Origin of the sequence: Pseudomonas sp. NCHU5216, assembly GCF_052156495.1 — a bacterium.
GTDB lineage: Bacteria > Pseudomonadota > Gammaproteobacteria > Pseudomonadales > Pseudomonadaceae > Aquipseudomonas.
In genome coordinates, this window is record NZ_JBQLIX010000025.1 from 44766 (window position 1) to 65789 (window position 21024).

16 protein-coding genes are annotated in these 21024 nt (G+C 63.3%); 11 read left to right on the forward strand and 5 right to left on the reverse strand.

The window, feature by feature from the left end; translation table 11 throughout:
* Window positions 1–6 precede the first annotated feature (6 nt).
* The 6 genes from ccoG (at window position 7) to hemN (ending at window position 6885) form a co-directional block, all read left to right on the forward strand.
* On the forward strand, window positions 7–1416 hold the full coding sequence (gene ccoG / locus ACSVIK_RS17250) for a cytochrome c oxidase accessory protein CcoG (protein ID WP_442445474.1): 1410 nt from the start codon (window positions 7–9) through the stop codon (window positions 1414–1416).
* 13 nt (window positions 1417–1429) lie between these two features.
* On the forward strand, window positions 1430–1948 hold the full coding sequence (locus ACSVIK_RS17255) for a FixH family protein (RefSeq protein ID WP_442445475.1): 519 nt from the start codon (window positions 1430–1432) through the stop codon (window positions 1946–1948).
* An 8-nt stretch (window positions 1949–1956) separates the two neighbouring features.
* Window positions 1957–4353 (forward strand): heavy metal translocating P-type ATPase, encoded by a 2397-nt coding sequence (locus ACSVIK_RS17260; protein WP_442445476.1) that lies wholly within the window; start codon window positions 1957–1959, stop codon window positions 4351–4353.
* A gap of 101 nt (window positions 4354–4454) precedes the next feature.
* The gene (ccoS, locus tag ACSVIK_RS17265; protein WP_442445477.1) at window positions 4455–4661 is read left to right on the forward strand and encodes a cbb3-type cytochrome oxidase assembly protein CcoS; all 207 of its coding nucleotides are present in this window, start codon (window positions 4455–4457) and stop codon (window positions 4659–4661) included.
* A complete protein-coding gene (locus tag ACSVIK_RS17270; RefSeq protein ID WP_442445478.1) occupies window positions 4654–5337 on the forward strand; it encodes a sulfite exporter TauE/SafE family protein in 684 nt (227 codons plus the stop codon). The genes ccoS and ACSVIK_RS17270 overlap by 8 nt, the downstream gene beginning before the upstream one ends.
* Window positions 5338–5502: 165 nt before the next feature.
* Window positions 5503–6885 carry an oxygen-independent coproporphyrinogen III oxidase gene (gene hemN, locus ACSVIK_RS17275; RefSeq protein ID WP_442445479.1) on the forward strand — a complete coding sequence of 461 codons (1383 nt, stop codon included), beginning with the start codon at window positions 5503–5505 and terminating at the stop codon, window positions 6883–6885.
* A gap of 159 nt (window positions 6886–7044) precedes the next feature.
* Here the strand turns inward: hemN and ACSVIK_RS17280 are convergent, their stop codons facing one another.
* Window positions 7045–7494, reverse strand: coding sequence for a hypothetical protein (locus tag ACSVIK_RS17280; RefSeq protein WP_442445480.1), 450 nt, complete (start codon window positions 7492–7494; stop codon window positions 7045–7047).
* Window positions 7495–7640: 146 nt separating this feature from the next.
* Here ACSVIK_RS17280 and fnr point away from each other — a divergent pair, with 146 nt between their 5' ends.
* The 4 genes from fnr (at window position 7641) to ACSVIK_RS17300 (ending at window position 11190) form a co-directional block, all read left to right on the forward strand.
* Window positions 7641–8375, forward strand: a complete 735-nt coding sequence (gene fnr / locus ACSVIK_RS17285) for a fumarate/nitrate reduction transcriptional regulator Fnr (protein ID WP_268177938.1) — start codon at window positions 7641–7643, stop codon at window positions 8373–8375.
* 96 nt (window positions 8376–8471) lie between these two features.
* On the forward strand, window positions 8472–9020 hold the full coding sequence (locus ACSVIK_RS17290) for an adenine phosphoribosyltransferase (RefSeq protein WP_268177939.1): 549 nt from the start codon (window positions 8472–8474) through the stop codon (window positions 9018–9020).
* A 223-nt stretch (window positions 9021–9243) separates the two neighbouring features.
* Window positions 9244–10056, forward strand: coding sequence for an ion transporter (locus ACSVIK_RS17295; RefSeq protein WP_442445481.1), 813 nt, complete (start codon window positions 9244–9246; stop codon window positions 10054–10056).
* A gap of 297 nt (window positions 10057–10353) precedes the next feature.
* Window positions 10354–11190 (forward strand): metal-dependent hydrolase, encoded by an 837-nt coding sequence (locus ACSVIK_RS17300; protein WP_442445482.1) that lies wholly within the window; start codon window positions 10354–10356, stop codon window positions 11188–11190.
* A 1210-nt stretch (window positions 11191–12400) separates the two neighbouring features.
* On the opposite strand, the gene nahK is transcribed toward ACSVIK_RS17300, so the two are convergent.
* Window positions 12401–15046 (reverse strand): hybrid sensor histidine kinase/response regulator NahK/ErcS', encoded by a 2646-nt coding sequence (nahK, locus tag ACSVIK_RS17305; protein WP_442445483.1) that lies wholly within the window; start codon window positions 15044–15046, stop codon window positions 12401–12403.
* On the reverse strand, window positions 14976–16139 hold the full coding sequence (gene nosP / locus ACSVIK_RS17310; protein ID WP_442445484.1) for a nitric oxide-sensing protein NosP: 1164 nt from the start codon (window positions 16137–16139) through the stop codon (window positions 14976–14978). Before nosP ends, nahK begins: the two co-directional genes overlap by 71 nt.
* 279 nt (window positions 16140–16418) lie before the next feature.
* Between nosP and ACSVIK_RS17315 the strand changes: the two genes are divergently transcribed.
* Window positions 16419–18245 carry a long-chain-acyl-CoA synthetase gene (locus tag ACSVIK_RS17315; protein ID WP_442445485.1) on the forward strand — a complete coding sequence of 609 codons (1827 nt, stop codon included), beginning with the start codon at window positions 16419–16421 and terminating at the stop codon, window positions 18243–18245.
* Window positions 18246–18253: 8 nt separating this feature from the next.
* Here ACSVIK_RS17315 and ACSVIK_RS17320 read toward each other — a convergent pair whose 3' ends face one another.
* Together ACSVIK_RS17320 and ACSVIK_RS17325 are read right to left on the reverse strand one after the other, a co-directional pair.
* Window positions 18254–20356: a hypothetical protein gene (locus ACSVIK_RS17320; RefSeq protein ID WP_442445486.1), complete on the reverse strand. Its 2103-nt coding sequence runs from the start codon at window positions 20354–20356 to the stop codon at window positions 18254–18256.
* Window positions 20357–20485: 129 nt separating this feature from the next.
* A complete protein-coding gene (locus tag ACSVIK_RS17325; RefSeq protein ID WP_442445487.1) occupies window positions 20486–20977 on the reverse strand; it encodes a hypothetical protein in 492 nt (163 codons plus the stop codon).
* Window positions 20978–21024: the final 47 nt, after the last annotated feature.

Below are 21024 nucleotides of genomic sequence, written 5' to 3' on the forward strand. Positions count from 1 at the left end.
GCATCGATGAGCAATCAGATACCTGTCCAGGACATCACCCCCCCTGCCAAGAATGCCGGCGTCGACCTCTACGCCAGCCGCGAGAAGATCTACACCCGCGCCTTCACCGGGCTGTTCCGCAATCTGCGACTCGCAGGCGGCGCCCTGCTCTTCCTGCTGTTCTTCGGCACCGTCTGGCTCAACTGGGATGGTCGCCAGGCCGTGTGGTGGAACCTGCCGGAGCGCAAGTTCCATATCTTCGGCGCCACCTACTGGCCGCAGGATTTCATGCTGCTGTCCTGGCTGCTGATCATCTGCGCCTTCGGCCTGTTCTTCATCACCGTCTTCGCCGGCCGCGTCTGGTGCGGCTATACCTGCCCGCAAAGCGTATTCACCTGGGTCTTCATGTGGGCGGAGAAAGTCACCGAGGGTGACCGCAACCAGCGCATGAAGCTGGACAAGCAAGCCATGAGCGGCAACAAGCTGGGGCGCAAGCTCGCCAAGCATGGCATCTGGGTCGGCGTATCGCTGCTGACCGCCATTACCTTCGTCGGTTACTTCACGCCGATTCGCGACCTGGTGGTGGAGATCTTCACCGGCCAGGCCAGCGGCTGGGCCTATTTCTGGATCGGCTTCTTCACCCTCGCCACCTACGGCAATGCCGGCTACCTGCGCGAGCAGGTGTGCATCTACATGTGCCCCTATGCGCGCTTCCAGAGCGTAATGTTCGACCAGGACACCCTGATCGTCTCCTACGACCCGCGCCGCGGCGAGAAGCGTGGCCCGCGCAAGAAGGATGCCGACTACAAGGCTCAGGGCCTGGGTGACTGCATCGACTGCAAGATGTGCGTGCACGTCTGCCCCACTGGCATCGACATCCGCGACGGCCTGCAGATCGAATGCATCGGCTGTGCGGCCTGCATCGACGCCTGCGACAGCATCATGGAGAAGATGAACTATCCCAAGGGGCTGATCAGCTACACCACTGAACACAACCTGTCCGGCCACAAGACCCACCTGCTGCGGCCACGCCTGATCGGCTACGCTGTCGCGCTGGTGGCGATGATGGGCCTGTTCGCCTGGGCCGTGGCCAACCGTCCGCTGGTGGAACTGGACGTGCTCAAGGATCGCGTGCTGTTCCGCGAGAACGAGCGTGGCTACATCGAGAACGTCTACACCCTGAAGATCATGAACAAGGCGCAGCACGACATGACCTACGTGATCAGTGCCGACGGCCTCGACGGCCTGGTCTACGAAGGCAAGCGCGAAGTGCACGCCCTGGCCGGCGAGGTGTACTCCTTCCCGGTGGAACTCTCCATCGCCCCGGAGAAGCTGCCCTCGAGCGCCAACAACATCGTCTTCCACGTACAATCGGCGGACGACCCCAGTATCAAGAACGACGCCGACAGCCGCTTCATCGGCCCCAGCGTCCGCTGACAACGGAAAGAGCATGACCGAGCACGCACCATCGCCAGCCAAACCCTGGTACAAGCAGTTCTGGCCCTGGTTCATCATCGCCCTGCTGGGCTATTCGGTGGTGCAGGGCCTGGCCCTGCTCACCCTGGCCACCAAGAACCCGCCGGGGTTGATTTCCGACGATTACTACGATGTCGGCAAAGGCATCAACCAGTCGCTGGAGCGCGAGAAACTGGCCGAACGCCTGCAACTGCATGGCGAGCTGGTATTGGACAACAGCACCGGCACCGCCCTGCTCAGCCTGCAAGGCAACAGCCGCCCGCAGCAGATCGTGCTCAATCTGATCTCGCCGACCCAGCCGGAGCGTGATCGCCGCGTCATCCTGCAACCGACGGCGGACGGCCAGTACCGTGGGCAGATGGTCGACGAGGTCAGTGGTCGCCGTTTCGTCGAACTGCTCGGCCAGGAAGGCAGCCAGAACTGGCGCCTGTTCGAGGAAGAAACCATCAGCGATGGCCAGACCATCATGATCGGTGACAACCCCTCGTACTGACGCTGCCGATGCCCTCACCTACCCCTTGCTATCACTGCGGTCTGCCGGTGCTCACCGGCAGCCGCTTCCATGCCGTGGTGCTCGGCGAAACCCGCGAGATGTGCTGCCCCGGCTGCCAGGCCGTGGCCGAGGCCATCGTCGCCGGAGGCCTGGAGCATTACTACAGCCATCGCAGCGAGAACGCCGCCAACCCGCAGGCCCTGCCCCAGGCGCTGCCTGACGAACTGGCGCTCTATGACCGCAGCGACGTGCAGCAACCCTTCGTGCAGCACGAAGGCGAACTGAGCGAAACCCAGCTACTGATCGAAGGCATCAGTTGCGCCGCCTGCGGTTGGCTGATCGAGAAGCACCTGCGCGGCGTGCCGGGCGTGGCCGAGGCGCACCTGAACCTGTCCAATCACCGCCTGCAGGTGCGCTGGCAGGACAGCCAGATCCCACTGAGCCAACTGCTCGCCGAACTGCGCCGCATCGGCTATGCCGCCCACCCCTGGCAATCCGATCAGGCTGCCGAGCGCCTGGCCGCGGAAAACCGCCGACGCATGCGTGAGCTGGGCGTGGCTGGCCTGCTTTGGATGCAGGTAATGATGGCGACCATGGCCACCTGGCCGGAATTCAACATCGACCTGTCGCCGGAGCTGGACAAGATCCTGCGTTGGACCAGCCTGTTCCTCACCACGCCCATTGTCTTCTATTGCTGCGGGCAGTTCTTCCGGGGTGCCCTGCGCGACCTGCGTACCCGTCACCTGACCATGGACGTATCGGTTTCGCTGGCCATAGGTGGCGCCTATGTCGCCGGCATCTGGTCGACCATCACCGGCCAGGGTGAACTGTATTTCGACGCCGTGGGCATGTTCGCCCTGTTCCTGCTCGCCGGCCGTTATCTGGAACGTCGCGCCCGCGAACGCACCGCGGCGGCTACCGCGCAACTGGTCAAGCTGCTGCCGGCGTCCTGCCTGCGCCTGGATGCAAGCGGCCAGAGTCAGCGCGTGTTGCTGAAAGAACTGCGCGAAGGCGATCAGGTTCTGGTGCAGCCTGGCTCACTGATCCCGGCTGACGGGCGCATTCTCGCCGGGCAATCCAGCGTCGACGAATCGCTGCTCACCGGCGAATACCTGCCGCAGGCACGCAGCATCGGCGACCCGGTCACCGCCGGTACGCTGAACGTGGAAGGGCCATTGACGGTGAGCGTGCAGGCGCTCGGCGACGCCACTCGGCTGTCGGCCATCGTGCGCCTGCTGGAGCGCGCGCAGAGCGAGAAGCCGCGCCTGGCGGAAATCGCCGACCGGGTTTCGCAGTGGTTTTTGCTGTTCATCCTCGTCGCTGCTGCCGTGGTCGGTTTCGCCTGGTGGGAAATCGACTCCAGCCGCGCCTTCTGGGTGGTGCTCGCCCTGCTCGTGGCCACCTGCCCCTGCGCCCTGGCGCTGGCCACACCGACCGCCCTGACCACCGCCACCGGCAGCCTGCACAAGCTGGGCCTGCTGCTGACCCGCGGCCATGTACTGGAAGGCCTCAACCATATCGACACCCTGGTGCTGGACAAGACCGGCACCCTCACCGAGGGTCGCCTGACCCTCAGCGCAATCCATCCCTTGCGCGAGCTGGATCAAGACGCCTGCCTGGCCCTGGCTGCCGCCCTGGAGAACCGTTCCGAACACCCCATCGCCCGCGCCTTCGGCCTGGCGCCTCAGCCGGCCGAAACGGTCGACAGCCATCCCGGCCAGGGCCTGCAGGGCCGCGTCGACGGCCGCCTGCTGCGCATCGGCGAAGCCGGCTTCGTCTGCGCCTTGAGTCGCCAGGCCGTGCCAGCGATTGCCAGCCAACATGGCCAGTGGCTGCTGCTGGGAGATGAGCAGGGCCCGCTGGCGTGGTTCGTGCTCGACGATCGTCTGCGCGAGGATGCGCCCGAACTGATCGCCGCCGCCCGCACCCGTGGCTGGAACATCCACCTGCTGTCCGGCGACAGCTCACCGATGGTGGATGAAGTGGCACGCCAGTTGGGCATCGAGGATGCCCGGGGCGGCCTGACCCCGGATGCCAAGCTGGCCGTGCTCAAGCAGTTGCATGGCGAAGGCCGTCGCGTGCTGATGCTCGGCGATGGCGTCAATGACGTGCCAGTGCTGGCTGCTGCCGATATCAGCGTGGCCATGGGTTCGGCCTCCGACCTGGCCAAGACCAGTGCCGATGCCGTGCTGCTGTCCAACCGCCTGAGCAGCCTGGTGCAGGGCCTGAGCATGGCCAAGCGCACGCGGCGCATCATCATCGAAAACCTGTGCTGGGCGACCCTGTACAATGGCCTGGTGCTGCCGTTCGCGGCGCTCGGCTGGATCACCCCCATCTGGGCAGCGGTGGGCATGTCGTTCAGCTCGCTACTGGTGGTACTCAATGCCCTGCGTCTGAGCCGGTAAGCTGCAGCAGGCGTAGCCCGAACACGTAGGAGCGAGCTCTGCTCGCGAACCATTTCTTCACGAGCACAGCTCGCTCCTACCCAGATGCCCCCGGAGACCCTATGTCCGCCCTGTACATCCTGATTCCCGTCGCCATCGCCCTGGTCGCGTTCGCCATCTGGCTGTTCTTCTGGGCGGTGGACAGCGGCCAGTACGACGACCTCGACAGCCCCGCCCACAGCATTCTCTTCGACGACGAGGATCCGCTGCACAAGGCCGGCGTCGAGCAGGCCCAGGAACAGGGCAAGCAGGACAAACCCGATGCTTGAACTGGCGCCCCTGCTGGTCTCGGCGCTGATACTCGGCCTGCTCGGCGGCGGTCATTGCCTGGGCATGTGCGGCGGCCTGATGGGCGCCCTGACCCTGGCGATCCCAGCCGAGCAACGCGGTAGGCGCCTGCGTCTGCTGCTGGCCTACAACCTCGGGCGCATCCTCAGCTATGCCACCGCCGGCCTGTTGCTGGGATTGGCGGGCTGGGCGCTGGCCGGCAGCAGCGCCGAGCGGGTCATGCGCAGCCTGGCCGCCCTGCTGCTGATCGCCATGGGCCTGTACCTGGCCGGCTGGTGGGGCGGCCTGACACGCATCGAAGCGCTGGGCCGTGGCCTGTGGCGGTACATCCAGCCCCTGACCCGGCGCTTCATGCCAGTCACCAGCGTACCCAAGGCAGTGCTGCTAGGCGCACTCTGGGGCTGGCTGCCCTGCGGGTTGGTCTACAGCACCCTGCTGTGGGCCTCCAGCCAGGGTAATGCAGTGGACAGCGCCCTGCTGATGCTGGCCTTCGGCCTTGGTACCTGGCCGGTCTTGCTGGCCACCGGCCTGGCCGCCGAGCGCATCACCGCGCTGCTGCGCAAACGCGGCGTGCGTATCGCCGGCGGCCTGCTGGTCATTCTCTTCGGTATCTGGACACTGCCCGGCCCGCACCAGCATTGGTTGATGGGGCACTAGAGCAGCTACAAGCTGCAAGCCTCAAGCGACAAGTAAAAGCAGAAGCACGAGCACGTGCGTAGCCTGCAGCCTGCCGCCCTGCCTTTCTCCCCGTTGATTCAGGTCAAGGCTCCCACCCGCGCGCATCCCTAGACTGGCCGCACAGCCTGTACAGGATTATTTCCCATGCTCGACGCCATCCAGTGGGATGCCGACCTGATCCGCCGCTACGATCTCGCCGGCCCGCGCTACACCTCCTATCCGACCGCCGTGCAGTTCCACGACGACATCGGCCCCTTCGACCTGCTGCATGCGCTGCGCGACAGCCGCAAGGCAGGCCGCCCACTGTCGCTCTACGTGCACATCCCGTTCTGTTCGCACATCTGCTATTACTGCGCCTGCAACAAGGTGATCACCAAGGATCGCGGTCGCGCCCTGCCCTATCTGGAGAAACTGGAACGGGAAATCGAGATCGTCAGCCGCTACATCGGCAAGGAACAGGTGATCGAGCAACTGCACTTCGGCGGCGGCACACCCACCTTCCTCAGTCACGACGAACTGCGCCGCCTGATGCAGCACCTGCGCCAGCATTTCAACCTGCTGGATGACGACTCCGGCGACTACAGCATCGAGATCGACCCTCGCGAAGCGGACTGGTCGACCATGGGCCTGCTGCGCGAGCTGGGTTTCAACCGCGTCAGCCTCGGCGTGCAGGATCTCGACCCCGAGGTGCAGCGCGCGGTCAACCGCCTGCAGACCCTGGAGGAGACCCGCGCCATAGTCGAGGCGGCACGCACCCTGCAGTTTCGCTCGCTGAACATCGACCTGATCTACGGCCTGCCCAAGCAGACCCCGGAGCGCTTCGCCCGCACCGTGGCCGAAGTGATCGCCCTGCAACCCGATCGTCTGTCGGTGTTCAATTATGCGCACCTGCCGGAACGCTTCATGCCACAGCGGCGCATCAACGCAGAGGATCTGCCGCCGGCGGCCGACAAGCTGGCCATGCTGCAGTCCAGCATCGAGCAACTGACCAAGGCCGGCTACCGTTACATCGGCATGGATCACTTCGCCCTGCCCGACGACGAGCTGGCGGTGGCGCAGGAGGAAGGCTCCCTGCAGCGCAACTTCCAGGGCTATACCACCCATGGTCATTGCGACCTGATCGGCCTGGGGGTTTCGGCCATCAGCCAGATAGGTGACCTGTACAGCCAGAACGACAGCGACATCGGCAACTACCAGCAGAGCCTCGGCAATGGCCAACTGGCCACGCGCCGTGGCTTGCACTGCAACGCCGACGACCGCGTACGACGCGCCGTGATTCAGCAACTGATCTGCCACTTCGAGCTGGATTTCCGGGGTATCGAACAGGCTTACGCCATCGATTTCCGCTACTACTTCTCGGCGCTCTGGCCGGATCTGCAGCGCCTGCACGATGACGGCCTGATCGAACTTGGCGAACACGGCATCCGGGTACTGGCCGCCGGCCGCCTGCTGGTGCGCTCGCTGTGCATGCTGTTCGACCGTTACCTGACCGACCAGGTGCGTCAGCGCTTCTCACGGGTGATCTGAGCAGCACGGCCAGTGGTTTGGGGTGCGGCTTTCTCTGCGAAAGGGTTGGCGCCAATCGCGAACGAATTCGCTCCTACAACAGCAGAGCATCCGCTGCGCCTGGAGGCACGGTCGGTAGGAGCGGATTCATCCGCGAAACGGGCTGGCACCGCACCGTGTTCAACCCATGGCCAGGGATGAAGCAGTCTGCATCTGCTCCTTGCTCAGCCCCTGCTCACGCATCTGCCTGATCAGGTTGGCATTGGCCGAGGTCAGTGCGCTGTTGAGGCTGCTCAGCTCCGTCTGCAAGGCTTCGGCCTTGGCCCGCTTGGTTTCCGCATCCAGGCTCTGGTCGGCCATCAGCGCCTTGAGTTCGGCCTGCTTGGCGGCGATCTCCGCCTTCAGCTTGCGGATCATCTTCAGCAACTCCTTGATGCTGTCCGGCAAGCCGCTCTCATCGATGTCCTTGTTGCTTGCCTCGCCCTTGCTGGCAGACAGGCTCTTGCCCAACTCCGACAGGCTGACCCGCAAGCCATCGCGCACCTCTTCAGGCGTCTGCTCGACTGCGATATTTTGTCGCTGAGAAGCTTTGCTCAGGTTGCTCAGCGGAGTATTGGCGTCGATGCGCATCTTCGCACCTCCCTTGCTCTCGATTGCTCCGTTGTCGGCCGCACCCGGAAAAACTTGAACGTCAGTTCAGCTTTCTTTCGACTGGCCGCAAGCCTTGCCCTGCTGTAATCTTTAACGCCATTGCGTGTTTATCAGGAAGCGGAACGATGTCCGAGAACATCAAGCTGCGGGCACAGCACCAAGCCCATTGCAAGGATTGCAGCCTGGCTAGCCTGTGTCTGCCGATCTCGCTGAACATGGAAGACATGGACGCCCTCGACGAAATCGTCAAACGCGGTCGGCCACTGAAGAAAGGCGAGTTCCTGTTCCGCCAGGGCGATGCCTTCGGCTCGGTGTTCGCGGTGCGCTCCGGCGCGTTGAAGACCTTCGGTCTGAGCGACTCGGGCGAGGAACAGATCACCGGCTTCCACCTGCCCAGCGAGTTGGTCGGCCTGTCCGGCGTCGATGGCGAGCGCTACCCGGTGTCGGCTCAGGCTCTGGAAACCACTTCGGTGTGCGAGATCCCCTTCGAGCGCCTGGATGACCTGGCCCTGCAACTGCCGCAACTGCGTCGCCAGCTCATGCGCATCATGAGCCGCGAAATCCGCGACGATCAGCAGATGATGTTGCTGCTGTCGAAGAAGACCGCCGACGAGCGCATCGCCACCTTCCTGGTCAACCTCTCCGCCCGCTTCCGCGCCCGTGGCTTCTCCGCCAACCAGTTCCGCCTGGCCATGTCGCGCAACGAAATCGGTAACTACCTGGGTCTTGCCGTGGAGACGGTGTCCCGCGTGTTCACCCGCTTCCAGCAGAACAACTTGCTCGAGGCCGAAGGCAAGGAAGTGCACATTCTCGACCCCATCGAGCTGTGCGCCCTGGCCGGTGGCAATATCGACATCTGAAACCACCGCTGTCTCTGACACCAGCGGTTTCCCTCCAGCACGACAGCGCCGCGCATGCGCGGCGTTTTCGTCCGCGCGATTCCAGCAGGACACCCCATGATCTTCGACGAATTCAGCATCAAGACCCTGATCCGCCCGGTGGTGGACTTCCCCAAGCCCGGCGTGGTGTTCCGTGATATCACCCCGCTGTTCCAGTCACCCCGTGCGTTGCGCATGGTCGCCGACAGCTTCATCCAGCGCTACGTCGAAGCCGAGTTCAGCCATATCGGCGCCATGGATGCCCGTGGTTTCCTGATCGGCTCGATCATCGCCTATGAACTGAACAAGCCGCTGGTGCTGTTTCGCAAGCAAGGCAAGCTGCCAGCCGACGTGCTCAGCGAGGGGTATCAGACCGAGTACGGCGAAGCCTTCCTGGAAGTGCACGCCGACAGCCTGTGCGAAGGCGATTCGGTGCTGATCTTCGATGACCTGATCGCCACCGGCGGCACCCTGATCGCCGCCGCCAATCTGGTAAGGCGCATGGGTGCAACCATCCATGAGGCAGCCGCGATCATCGATCTGCCCGAGCTGGGCGGTTCGCAGAAGCTGCAGGACGCCGGCATCGCCACCTTCACCCTGACCGCCTTCGCCCTCGACGAGCAGTAATCCCCAGGTCAGCGCCGCCTCCAGGCGCTCCGATCCGCACAGGGCTTCGTCACGGCCGCAACGGCTGTGAGCGAAGCCTGGCGACAAGGGCTCAGCGGCTCACGGAAACAATGGGTAACCCTAAATACCCAGGGCAAGCCCTCCAGCACCTGATCAGCTTCGGTCTGGAAACCTTAGAATCCTTCGCTCACTCCCCTGACCGAATCTCGATTGCCCCTTGACCATGAACGAACTCACTACGCATCCGAGCCCTGATTGGCGTCAGCGCCTGGGCGCCGTCATGGACGGCAAGTCCGTACAGCGTCTGATCACGGTATTGATCCTGATAAATGCCGCCATCCTCGGCATGCAGACTTCGACGAACATCATGGCGCAATGGGGCAAACCACTGCTGATTCTCGACGCGCTGATCCTCGTCTGCTTCGTCATCGAGCTGGCTCTGCGCTTCACCGCACGCGGCCTGAAGCTGCTGCGCGACCCCTGGGCAGTGTTCGACTGCCTGGTGGTCGGCATCGCCCTGATTCCAGCCAGCGGCCCCTTCGCCGTGTTGCGCGCCCTGCGCGTCTTGCGGGTGCTGCGCCTGGTGTCGATCAACCCGAGCATGCGCAAGGTGGTGCAGGCGCTGCTGGCCTCGCTGCCGGGCATGGGCAGCATCGTCATGCTTATGGGGCTGATCTTCTATGTCGCCGCGGTAATGGCCACGCAGTTGTTCGGCCAGAGCTTTCCCGAGTGGTTCGGCAACATCGGCGCCAGCCTCTATACCCTGTTCCAGGTGATGACCCTGGAAAGCTGGTCAATGGGCATCGTCCGCCCGGTGATGGAACAGCACCCATTGGCCTGGCTGTTCTTCGTGCCCTATATCCTCATCGCCACCTTCATGATGCTCAACCTGTTCATCGCGGTGATCGTCAACGCCATGCAGAGCACCCATGAGCCCAATGCCGAAGAACAGGCGGCGGTGGCACGCGAGCAGGCCATCCTCGACGAGCTTCGCGCATTGCGCCAGGAAGTGGCCGAGCTGCGTCAGAAGTCATAGGGGCTGTTGCCGTTTCGCGCATATCGTTTTGCCGGGGACTCATTTGAGTGAGCAGCCCCCCGTAACTTCGTGCCTGGCTGCGCAAAAAGGTTGGCTCCGTCACGGCCACGAACGAAGCGTCAACAGACCTTGGCAGGTGTAAGACCCGCCTAAAGTTGGCGGCGTTGGGCCGCATGAAATCCGATAGTTACATCGTTCAATGGCAAAGTCGCCGCAGGAGGCATGCGGCCCTACCCGCGACTGGCGCCAAAGAGAGCCGCATAACAATCGGGAGCACGACTCCCAAGGACTCGAACGATGAATGCAAGCACCGCTCTGCCCCAACCGAAATCCAGTTTCCCGGTTCGCCGTATGGATTTCAGCTTCACTGCGACGCCCAAGTACTGGTTCTACAACGACCCGTTCATGAGCCAGTTCATGAACAACCTGTCGTCGCTGTTCCCTTATGGCGAAAAGTTCTTCGTCGACAGCGTGCGCGCCGTGCGTGACGAGATCACCGACCCGCAGTTGAAGAAGGACATCAGTGCCTTCATCGGCCAGGAAGCCATGCACTCCAAGGAGCACGCGGCTTACAACGATTACGCCAACGAGCACGGCATCGACCTGGAGCGCCTGGAACTGCGCATCAAGGTGCTGCTGGAATGGACGACCCGCTTCAGCACCAAGAAGCATCGCCTGGCGGCTACCTGCGCGCTGGAACACTTCACCGCGACCATGGCCGAGCAGTTGCTCAAGCGCGAAGACCTCACCACCCAGATGAACGACCCCAAGCTCTACCAACTGTGGATGTGGCACGCCATCGAGGAAAACGAGCACAAGGCAGTCTGCTATGACGTCTACCAGTCGCTCTACGGCGGCTACTTCACCCGCGTATTCGTGATGATGACGACCACGGTGATGTTCGCCGGGGTGATCGGCTGGTTCCAGTTGCACCTGCTGCGCAAGGACGGTCAATTGTTCAACTGGCGTAGCTGGGCGCTGGGTCTGAAGAAACTGTTCGGCCCTCGTGAAGGTTTCTTCACCAAGATGATCGGCCCTTACCTGGACTACTACCGCCCAGGCTTCCACCCCAAGGATCACGACACCACCGAGCTGGAAAACCGCTGGCGCGAGCGCCTGGGCTTCTCCAGCTAACAGGCCGTTGAAAAGATAAGGTTTTGCCACTGGAGCGAATTCATTCGCGATAAGGTTTGGCTCCGTGCCTGACCATGATCGCAAATGAATTCGCTCCTACACGTTTGTGGGGGCGTGGAAACCAAACCCCAGGTGGACGCGTAACTGATTGGCATTGGGCGAGGCAGGTAGCTTTTCGGTTCTTCGCACTTTCAGGGGGAATGCCTGGTTGCCACCGGACTGGCAGTTTTGCGTGTGGGCCTGTTGCTTGTTCGGGTGCTTGTTCCGAATTGCCGCGTTTTTGTTGATGTTTTTGGTTTCGCCCTCCCGGGCGAGTTACTTTTGGGGCAAAAGTAACCAAAACCTCCGCCCTTTCATCCGGCCCTCGCTGCGCGAGGGTTCGCTCACTCCATCGCCGCTCCAGAGGCCCGCCGCGGTGGGCCATCCATGGCCTATCGCGGCTTTCGCGACATCCATGTCGCTCAACTTCTTCCACGACGATTCCGTTCGCCCTCCTGGGCGGGCTCTGCACGCGCCTGAACCAGCGGTAACCCAGAATAGCGTGGAGTGCTTGAACATGAGGTCAGCCGTAGGGCGGATCGGGGCGCCGACCGCTCGTAGCGCCAGCGAACAGTCCGCCGGGCCATGTTCAGTTCGACACCACGGCTCATGTCCAATACTCCCAACGGCGTACTGCTTCGCGAGTACGCCCTTGTATCTGACCGAGATGCCGGCTGCAAGCCGGCAAGCTGTTCAAGCGAATGAAACTGCGCGAATGAAACTATTGGTTTAATTCGACGGCCACATCACGACTCCACAGCTACCAGAACACGCTGAGCAACCTATGAAGTGCCCGTTCGTTCAGGCGCGCAAATGCCCCCTTCAGGAGGCCGAACGTAGGCGCTGCGCAGGGGGCGAGCGGCATGGATGCCGCGAGAGGCTTAAAGGGCCAGGGATGGCCCTTGTAAGCCGACCCCGGAGCAGTGCCGGAGTGAGGGAAGTCGAGCGAAGCGAGACCCGGATGGCGGGGGTGCGTTTCTTTTGCTTACTTTTCTTTGCGCACTTCAAAGAAAAGTGAGTCGCCCGAGGGGGCGAAACCCGGAGTCTCTGAAAACACCCAAAGCGGCGTCCAGAACACCAACACAAGCCAACACACAAACTTGCCAGTCCGATATCAATGCTGATTTCCCCGAGGTTCCGCGAAGAACCCGTTTTTCAACAGTCTGCCAAGTCAGGCCTGCACGGCACCGCGTTCGAGCAGATGGTTCATCGCGGCCTTGAGCTTCATCGGCCGCACCGGCTTGTGCAGCAGGCTGTGGCCAAGTTCGCGCATCTGCAGCTTGAGTTCGTTGCTGTAGTTGGCGGTGATCATCAGCGCCGGTAGTGGCGTGCTGCGCCGCGCGTTGATCTGCGCCACGGCATCGACGCCGTTGCGCTCGTCGTCCAGGTGGTAGTCGGCGATCAACAGGTCGGCCTCGGCGTGGTAGTTGTCCACCTGGCGCGCCAGATCCTGCTCCGATAGCGCGGTGATCACCCGGCAGCCCCAGCCTTCGAGCAAGGTGCGCATGCCAGCGCAGATCGCCGCGTCGTTATCCAGCACCCACACGCGCGCACCGCTCAGACGCTCGAGCGGGTACTGCGGGCTATCTTCCAGGGCGCGTGCCCGTGGCGCACGCCGGGTCAACGGCACCTCCACGGCGAACATCGACCCCCTGCCCTGCCGCGAGGCCACGCGGATGCGATGGCCGAGCATGCGGGCGATCTTGTCGACAATGGCCAGGCCCAGGCCGAGGCCACGATCCTGCTTGCGCTGCACGTTATCGCCGCGCTTGAACTCCTGGAAAATCTCGCCGAGCTTGTCTGGCGCGATGCCGATGCCGCTATCCCATACCTCGATGGACAGGCTGTTACCGCGCCGCCGGCAACCCAGCAGGATGCGCCCGCTGGCGGTGTAGCGAATGGCGTTGCTGAGGAAATTGCGCAGGATGCGCGCCAGCAGTTGCACGTCGCTGCGCACCAGCGCCGTACTGGGCAGGTAATCCAGGCGCAGACCCTCGCTACTGGCAATCTGGTGGTATTCGGCGGCCAGGTTGTGCAACAGCTCGCTGATGGCGAACGGCGCGATATCGGCCTTGATCACCCCGGCATCGAGCTTGGAAATGTCCACCAGGGTGCCGAGCAGACTCTCCACGTCCTCCAGGGAATTGCTGACGTTGCGCACCAGCGGGGCACAGCCGGACAGGTCATGCTTCTCCAGCAGCGCGCTGGTGAACAGGCGAGCGGCGTTGAGCGGTTGCAGCAAGTCATGACTGACCGCGGCGAGAAACTTGGTTTTGGATAGGTTGGCCTGCTCCGCCTCGCCCTTGGCCTCGCGCAGGCGCACCTCCATCTGCGTGCGCTCGTCGATTTCGCGGCGCAGTTGCTCGTTCACCGTGGTCAGCTCGGCGGTGCGTTCACGCACCCGCTGCTCCAGGTGCTGATAGGCCTGATGCAGGGCTTCGGCGGTACGACGGCGCTCGGTGATATCGCGGATCAGCACGAAGATGCCCACCACCTCGCCGCTGGCCTGCCGGTTGGGCACGTAGGAGCGCAGCATGTAGCGCTCCTGGCCGGCGTGATTGGTCTCGGCGAACTCGAAGGTCACGCTCTCGCCGGACAGCGCCCGCTCGACGTAAGGCTCCAGGCGCTGGCAGTGCTCGTCGCTGTGCACTTCGCGCAGGCTCTGGCCGAGCATGGCGCCACGCGGCCAGCAGTACCATTCCTCGTAGACCTTGTTGGTGAATTCGTAGACCAGATCGGCAGAGAGGTAGGCGATCAGCGCCGGCACGTGGTCGGTGATCAGGCGGATCCAGCGCTCGCTGTCGCTCAGCGCCTGGGCCTGACGATGACGCTCGGTGATGTCGGTGAAGGTGTTGACGAAGCCGCCGGTGGGCAGCGGATGGGTGCGCACCTCGAGCATGCGCCCGTCGAACAGCCGTACCTCCACCTGGCGCAGCGGCCTGCCGGCGGCGTCGCGACTATCCGGGGTCAGCGGCTGCAGTTCGCTTTCCGCCATCACCTCGGCGAAGGGCCTGTGCGCATTGATCGGTGCCAGGCCGCAGAGTTCGAGGAAACGGTGATTCCACAGCTCCAGCGCGCCTTCGGCATTGACCATGGCCATGCCCTGGGACAGGTTGTCCACCGCACGCTGCAACAGCCGCGACTTCTGTGCCAGGGCCTGCTCGCGGCGCAGAGCCTCGCTCTGCTTGACCTCGGTGATGTCGGTGTAAAGGATCACCAGCCCGCCTTCGCGAGTCGGCCGCTCGCTGACCTGCACCCAGCGGCCATCCTGCAGGCGGAACAGACTCGGCTCGCCTTCCTTGCCCAGTTGCGCCTCCACCACCAGCCCGGTGCTGCGACTCAGGCGCTTGATCTCCTCCAACCGCGTGCCGGTGCCGATACGCGCCCGGCTGCGGGCCCACAGGGCCTTGAAGCGGCTATTGAACAGGACGATGCGCTGACGGTCGTCGAACAGCACGAAGGCATCGGAAATGCTCTCGATGGCGTCGATCAGGTGCTGGTGTGCGGTCTCGGCGCGCAGGCGCGCATCGCTGAGCAACTGGTTGCTCGACTTGAGTTCGGCCATGGCCTGGTTCAGCGCGTCGGTGCGCTCACGCACCTGCTCGGCCAACACCACCGAGTGCTGGAAAGCGGCATAGGCATCATCGCCCCGCGAGTGGATCGACTCCACCCGCTCGATCAGCGCGGCATTGATGCGCTTGAGCTTGGCGTTCTCCAGCTCCAGCGCGGCGCAGCGTGCCTGTAGCTCAGCGTTCGCCACGTCCAGCGGGGCGACCAATGGCGACCCCGGTGAAGGTCTGGTTGATGTGCATGCCATTGAACTGCTCTCCGTAGGTGTTGAAGCCGATCACCCGCTGCTGACGCAGTAGCTCGGCGACCGGCTCGACGCCAGCGTCGTTCTCGATTTCCAGGCGGCGCAGGAAGCAGTCGCAGCCGATGGTCAGCAGCAACGGGCCGAGGCGCTGCTCCAGCCCAGCGAACAACTGCTGCAGATTGGGCAGCAAGGGACCGGGGCGCATACCGGTCAGGACGATGCCGTTCTCCACTGCGCAGTAGAAGGTCAGGCTTAGGTCGTCATGCACCTGCTGGATCGAACGCACGTAGTAGTGATCGCTGATGCGCACCGCCAGCGGATAGGCGGCGAATATGCGGTGATCCAGAGCCTCGAGTGGCACGCCGATCAGTTCGGCGTACTCCTGCGCCGCCGGTGCGGCGTTGAGTTCGTACACCCGACGGCTGGTGCTGTCGGCACGGGTGACCACCAGTTTGTCGGCGCTGGGTTGGATGTGATGGGTGCTGAACACCTCGAAATCCAGCCAGGTGTTGAACAGCACCACCACCGCGGCGCCGCTGTGGAAGCGCCCGCCGTGATAGACATGGGTATGGGTCAGGTGGTTGTCGTCGCCGGCCGACCCACCGAAATGCGGGATGCTGCCCAGTGCCGCGCTGAGCGCGCCGAGCACCAGCTCCTCACGACTGGAGAGGCCATCGAGCAGGGTCAGGGCGAAGCTGTGACCCTTGATCGAGGCCAACTCGTTGCTGCGGCAATCCTTGACCAGGCCATCGACCAGGTGCTGCGCATCGAGCAGGTTGAAGCGCTCCATCTCGTCGATCAGCACGCTGGCGATGGAAAAGCAGCGCAGGTCGAAGCCCAGCGCCACCACGCAGCCCCGACCATAGCCCTGCGGGGTGATCTCACCGGCGCTGGTGCAGCCAACCAGGCTGACGCCGCCGAAGTGCGCTTCCAGGGCCTGGCCGAGGCCGTCGAGGTCATACTCGGCGGAGCAGAAAAACAGTACGAAACCAAGATAGGGATGGATCAACTGGCGTGCCAGTTCCTGCGCGGCCAATTCCACGTCCTTCGTGCTGGAAACGGCGCTGATGACGCCCTCCGACTGATCCAAGGCCATATCACGCCCCAATACACCTGCTGGTCTTGGGGAAATTCTACGAAGCAGCCGGCGTACGCCCCATGCTACTTGAGTACTGGGTAGTCGCTCCGTAGGGCGTACTCGCGAAGCAGTATGCCGCGTGATTCAGACTCGGCGCCCAGGATGGTCGAGCCAGACGCCCCCGTACATTTGCCGATCTGCCCACCGAAGCGCGCGCCAGGGCCATGGCTGACGGGGAGCGCCTTGACTAGAGTCAGGCATCGCCTCTAATTCATAACAGTTCAAAGTGCGAGCCCCATGAGCCAAGCCGATCTGATTTCGCCCATTCGCTTTCTGGCCCACCTGCCGCAACACCTGCCCCGCGTACCGCGCATGCTGCGCGGCCTCTACTATGCGGGCATCCGTAACCGCGAGAAGAGCCTGTCGCTGGCCTGGGCCCTGCAGCGTGCCGCCGAGCGCTATCCCGAGCGCCCGGCACTGATGGACGAGCAGCGCCAGCTCAGCTATCGCGCATTCAACGCCTGGGCCAACCGCCTGGCCTGGGCCTTCAAGGCCGAAGGCGTCAGCCACGGCGACGTGGTCGCGGTGATGCTGGAGAATCGCCTGGAGCAACTGGCCATTCTCGCCGGCCTGAGCAAGCTGGGCGCGGTCGGCGCGCTGATCAATACCACCCAACGCGGCAAGGTGCTGGCGCACAGTTTCAACCTGGTCAAACCCCGTCTGCTGGTGATCGGCGACGAACTGCTCGGCGCCTTCGAGGAAATCGCCCAGCAGCTAAACGACCAACAGGCCCAGCGCTACTGGATCGCCGACCAGGATTGCCTGCGCGACCCCGGCCAGGCGCCGGAAGGCTGGAGCAACCTGATGCAACTGGCCATCGGCCAGGCCGAGGACAACCCGCCGGACAGCCTGCGCGTGCGCATGAAGGATGCCTGCTTCCTGATCTACACCTCGGGCACCACCGGCCTGCCCAAGGCCTCGATCATGAGCCATGGCAAGTGGATCAAGGCCTATGGCGGCTTCGGTCACTCCGGCCTGACGCTGAACGAACGTGACGTGCTCTACCTCACCCTGCCCTGCTACCACAACAACGCCGTTACCGTGTGCTGGAGCGCGGCACTGGCCGGCGGCGCGGCCATCGCCCTGCGCCGCAAGTTCTCCGCCAGCGCCTTCTGGAGTGACGTGCAACGCTACAACGCCACCTGCTTCGGCTATATCGGTGAACTGTGCCGTTATCTGCTCAACCAGCCGGTGCACCCGGCCGAACAGGGCAACAGCCTGCGCAGCATGATCGGCAATGGTCTGCGTCCGTCGATCTGGGCCGAGTTCAAGGAACGCTTCGGCATCGAGCAGATCACCGAGTTCTATGCCTCCAGCGAAGGCAACATCGGCTTCACCAACGTCTTCAACTTCGACAACACCGTCGGCTACACCCCGGCCCCTTACGCCATCGTCCGCTACGATCTGGAAAACGACCGCCCGCTGCGCGGCAGCAACGGTTTCCTGCAGAAGGCCGACAAGGGTGAAGCCGGCCTGCTGATCAGCGAGATCAGCGCCAAGTGGCCCTTCGATGGCTACACCGATCCGGCCAAGAGCGAGTCGGTGATCCTGCGTGACGTGTTCAAGAAAGGCGATGCCTGGTTCAACACCGGCGACCTGATGCGCGACATCGGCTGCAAGCACGCACAGTTCGTCGACCGGCTCGGCGATACCTTCCGCTGGAAGGGCGAGAACGTCTCCACCACCGAGGTGGAAAACGTGCTCGGCGCCTTCCCCGGCGTGGAGGATGCCGTGGTCTACGGCGTGGAGATTCCCGGCACCAACGGTCGCTGCGGCATGGCCGCGCTACGCCTGGCACCAGGCTGCGAACTGGACGGCGCGGCCCTGGCCGCTTACCTCGATGCCGAACTGCCGGCCTACGCCGCCCCGCTGTTCATCCGCCTGCTCGGCGAGGTGGAAACCACCGGCACCTTCAAGTACAAGAAAACCGATCTGAAACAGGCCGGTTACGATCCGAACAAGGTGGACGAACCGCTCTACGTGCGCCTGCCCGGCTCGACGAGCTTCCAGCCGCTGGATTCCGATGTGCATACGGCCATCGAGCTGCAGGTGCATCGGTTCTGAGGCAGGGCTCAGGCAAGCGAGTCCTCGATCTCGTCAGATCGCCAGCTTCGCAAATGTCGACTGTCCAAACTCTGCCAGTGCACGGCGTCACTCAGTTGCTCAGCGGGCAGCCAGATACCTCCGCTGCGAATCAGCATCTGCCGAGGCAGTGCCAGCAGCGTATCCATGCTAATCGACATTGGCTCCTGCTCGTCACTGCCGACCTGTAGCCCGGCCTCATCGAACACCTCGAAGCACGGCATCGCCGGCAGAGGCTGGGCGCCATGGCGCAGTGTGCGCTCCCGGGTATCCAGCAGCAGCAGGTGCCACTGCTGAACACCTGCATCGAACACCCGACGACTCAGTGCCAGGTAGCGCCCGTCCTCTGACCAGGCCAGCGCAGGCGCCATATCCGCCACTCCACAACCGGAAGCAGTGAGCACGCAGCCTCCACCAGGCACCATAACGCCGCCCTCGTTTGTTTCACTGTCCAGCCCGAACAGCCAGGCGGCGTCGCCTGCATCGGGCGCGGCGAGCAGGTAATCACCCTTCGCGCAGGCGGGTACGGGGCCACACTCCACCCGCCAGTTGGGCAGCAAACGCAACGACCAGGCATCGACCGCAATCTGCGCGCTTTCATGGTGCAAGCGACCGGTCGCAACGAAGGCATCGGCCTGCTGTGCATCCGGTGCCAATGCATCTAGGCGCGGTAACGGCCCGGCGCTTGCGGTGCTGGTCTGCCTGCCAACTATCTGCTGCAAGCTGATGACGCCATCCTCGAACGCCTCCAACCTGGCGATCAGCAGCGGCTCGTCGAGCCTCAGCAGGCGCCGGGCCAGCACATCAGCCACGACCAGTTGATGGGGAACAGCGGGCGCCTCGGCAAAGGCGATCAAGGCCAGATAACGCCCACATTCGGAAATGCGGTGATCGAGACACCACAGTCCCGGCAACTGCCAGGCACCGACATGGCAGGCAAAGGCATGACGGCGGCCATCGCGGCTCTTGCGCAGCATTGTCAGACAGGGTTGCACCTGCGCCTGCATCGCTGGCAACTGCAGCGACAGGGTGCCAGCCCGCTCCCCTTCCAGTTCGCGGCACAGCGTCAGGTTCATTGCTCGCTCCGTTTGCGAGCTATGCATCAGCACATCGTAAAAAAGACGCCCACTCTCCAGGCGACAGGGCGTGCTCCCCTCCAGCAAGGGTTCATCGACCAGCGATTGCCAGGGCTCTTCCAGCGGTCGCCAACCGGAGGTCGCCCGCCATAGCCAGGTGGTGATTTCTTCCATGGACTGGCTTTCGGCACGGGCGCGACAGACAAGTGCCTGGTCGTCTTCGCTCCAGAGCACCAAGGCGTCCCGTTCGAGCACCAACCCCGTGGGTTTTTCATCCAGCCAGAAGCTATAGCCGGCCCCACTTTGGCCGTCCGCCTCGATGCATGGTTGACCACGAAGGGTGTGGCTGCCCTGTGGTGAGCGGAATATCAGGTGGCCATTGCAATCTACTTCGCCCTGAAGTTGCAGCTCCTGAGCCATGGAACTGGCAGCGGCAGAAGGCTCGATAGGCGAAGCAGAATCCTCGGCCGTGCGGACAACAATACCGGGAGACCACTGATCGACACTCACTTGGAGCTGTTGGGTCACTCGATCATCTATGGCCCAGGCGAAACCATCTGTGGCTGTTTCCTGCCAGGCAGTGCCATCTTTTGGCAGGTAGCGTGTAAGAGGGGCGACCATTAACGACGGCGTATGGCCCTGAAAACGCAGACTGACGCCGTGCCTGACGCCTTCGCTATCGAGCCCGAGAAACTGCGCCCACAGCAGGGTGTGTATGCCGCCAAACGAGAATACGAAAAGCCCTACGAAAAAACCCAGCCAACCGGAAACCTCACCCCAGAGTTGAAACCCGAAGCCGATGAGCAGCATGAGCAGAAGTGCGGGCAACTGCTTGGCCACCTTCGGGTATCCCGAAAGTGCGAAGATCGCGATAGCAAAGAACATCGAGACGATCAGCCACACCACGCTCCACCAGGGCAGGAAGATTCCCGAAAGCAGTGGAACAGTGAGCGCCAGCAAAGCGAAGACCACTCTATCCTGAGCGGGACAATCGTATTCAGCAGTCTGGGAAGACATTCGGCACTCCTTTGCCAGCGATTCAGATAAAGGGCCGCGATAATAGCAATACGCCGCCCGAGCAGATTTGCGTCAGCCCGCAATTTGCGTCAGCGCATCGATTGGCGAGTGCAAGCGACTTGCAGAGGTTTATTGCTTGAACTCGAACTGCACCTCGGCGCCTTCGATGGAATCCCAGTAGTCGTCCACTCGCGCGTTGTTGATCAGCTTGCCGCTGATCTGGAACGGGCCAGTGCTTTCGGGCTTCTCGCCGAACAGAGGCGGCAGCAGCGGTTTCAGCTCCTGCTCGGTTTTGCTTTGCAGTGCCTGCTCGAACAGCTCATGGGGCACGCTCAAGTCCAGCGCCTGTGCCGCAGCCGGCTCTACCGGCTTGGGTTGTACGGGAGCGGGCTTGGGTTTGACGGCAACCGGCGCTTTGCCGGGCGCCACCACCGGCTTGGCCTCGACCGCTTCGCCCCGCGCCGGCGCGGCGGGCTTGGGCTTGGCGACAGGTGCTTCGACAGGCGTGGTAACGGGGGCGGCCTGGATAGGCTCGGGCGTCTGCGCCACGGGCTGCGGCGCAGGTTCGCAAGCACTCAGCCAAGCCAGGCCCAGCAATAACAGCAAAGACTTAGGTTTCATGGGGTACAACTGACTCATTCACTAACCCGCCCATGCTCCCCTGCCCG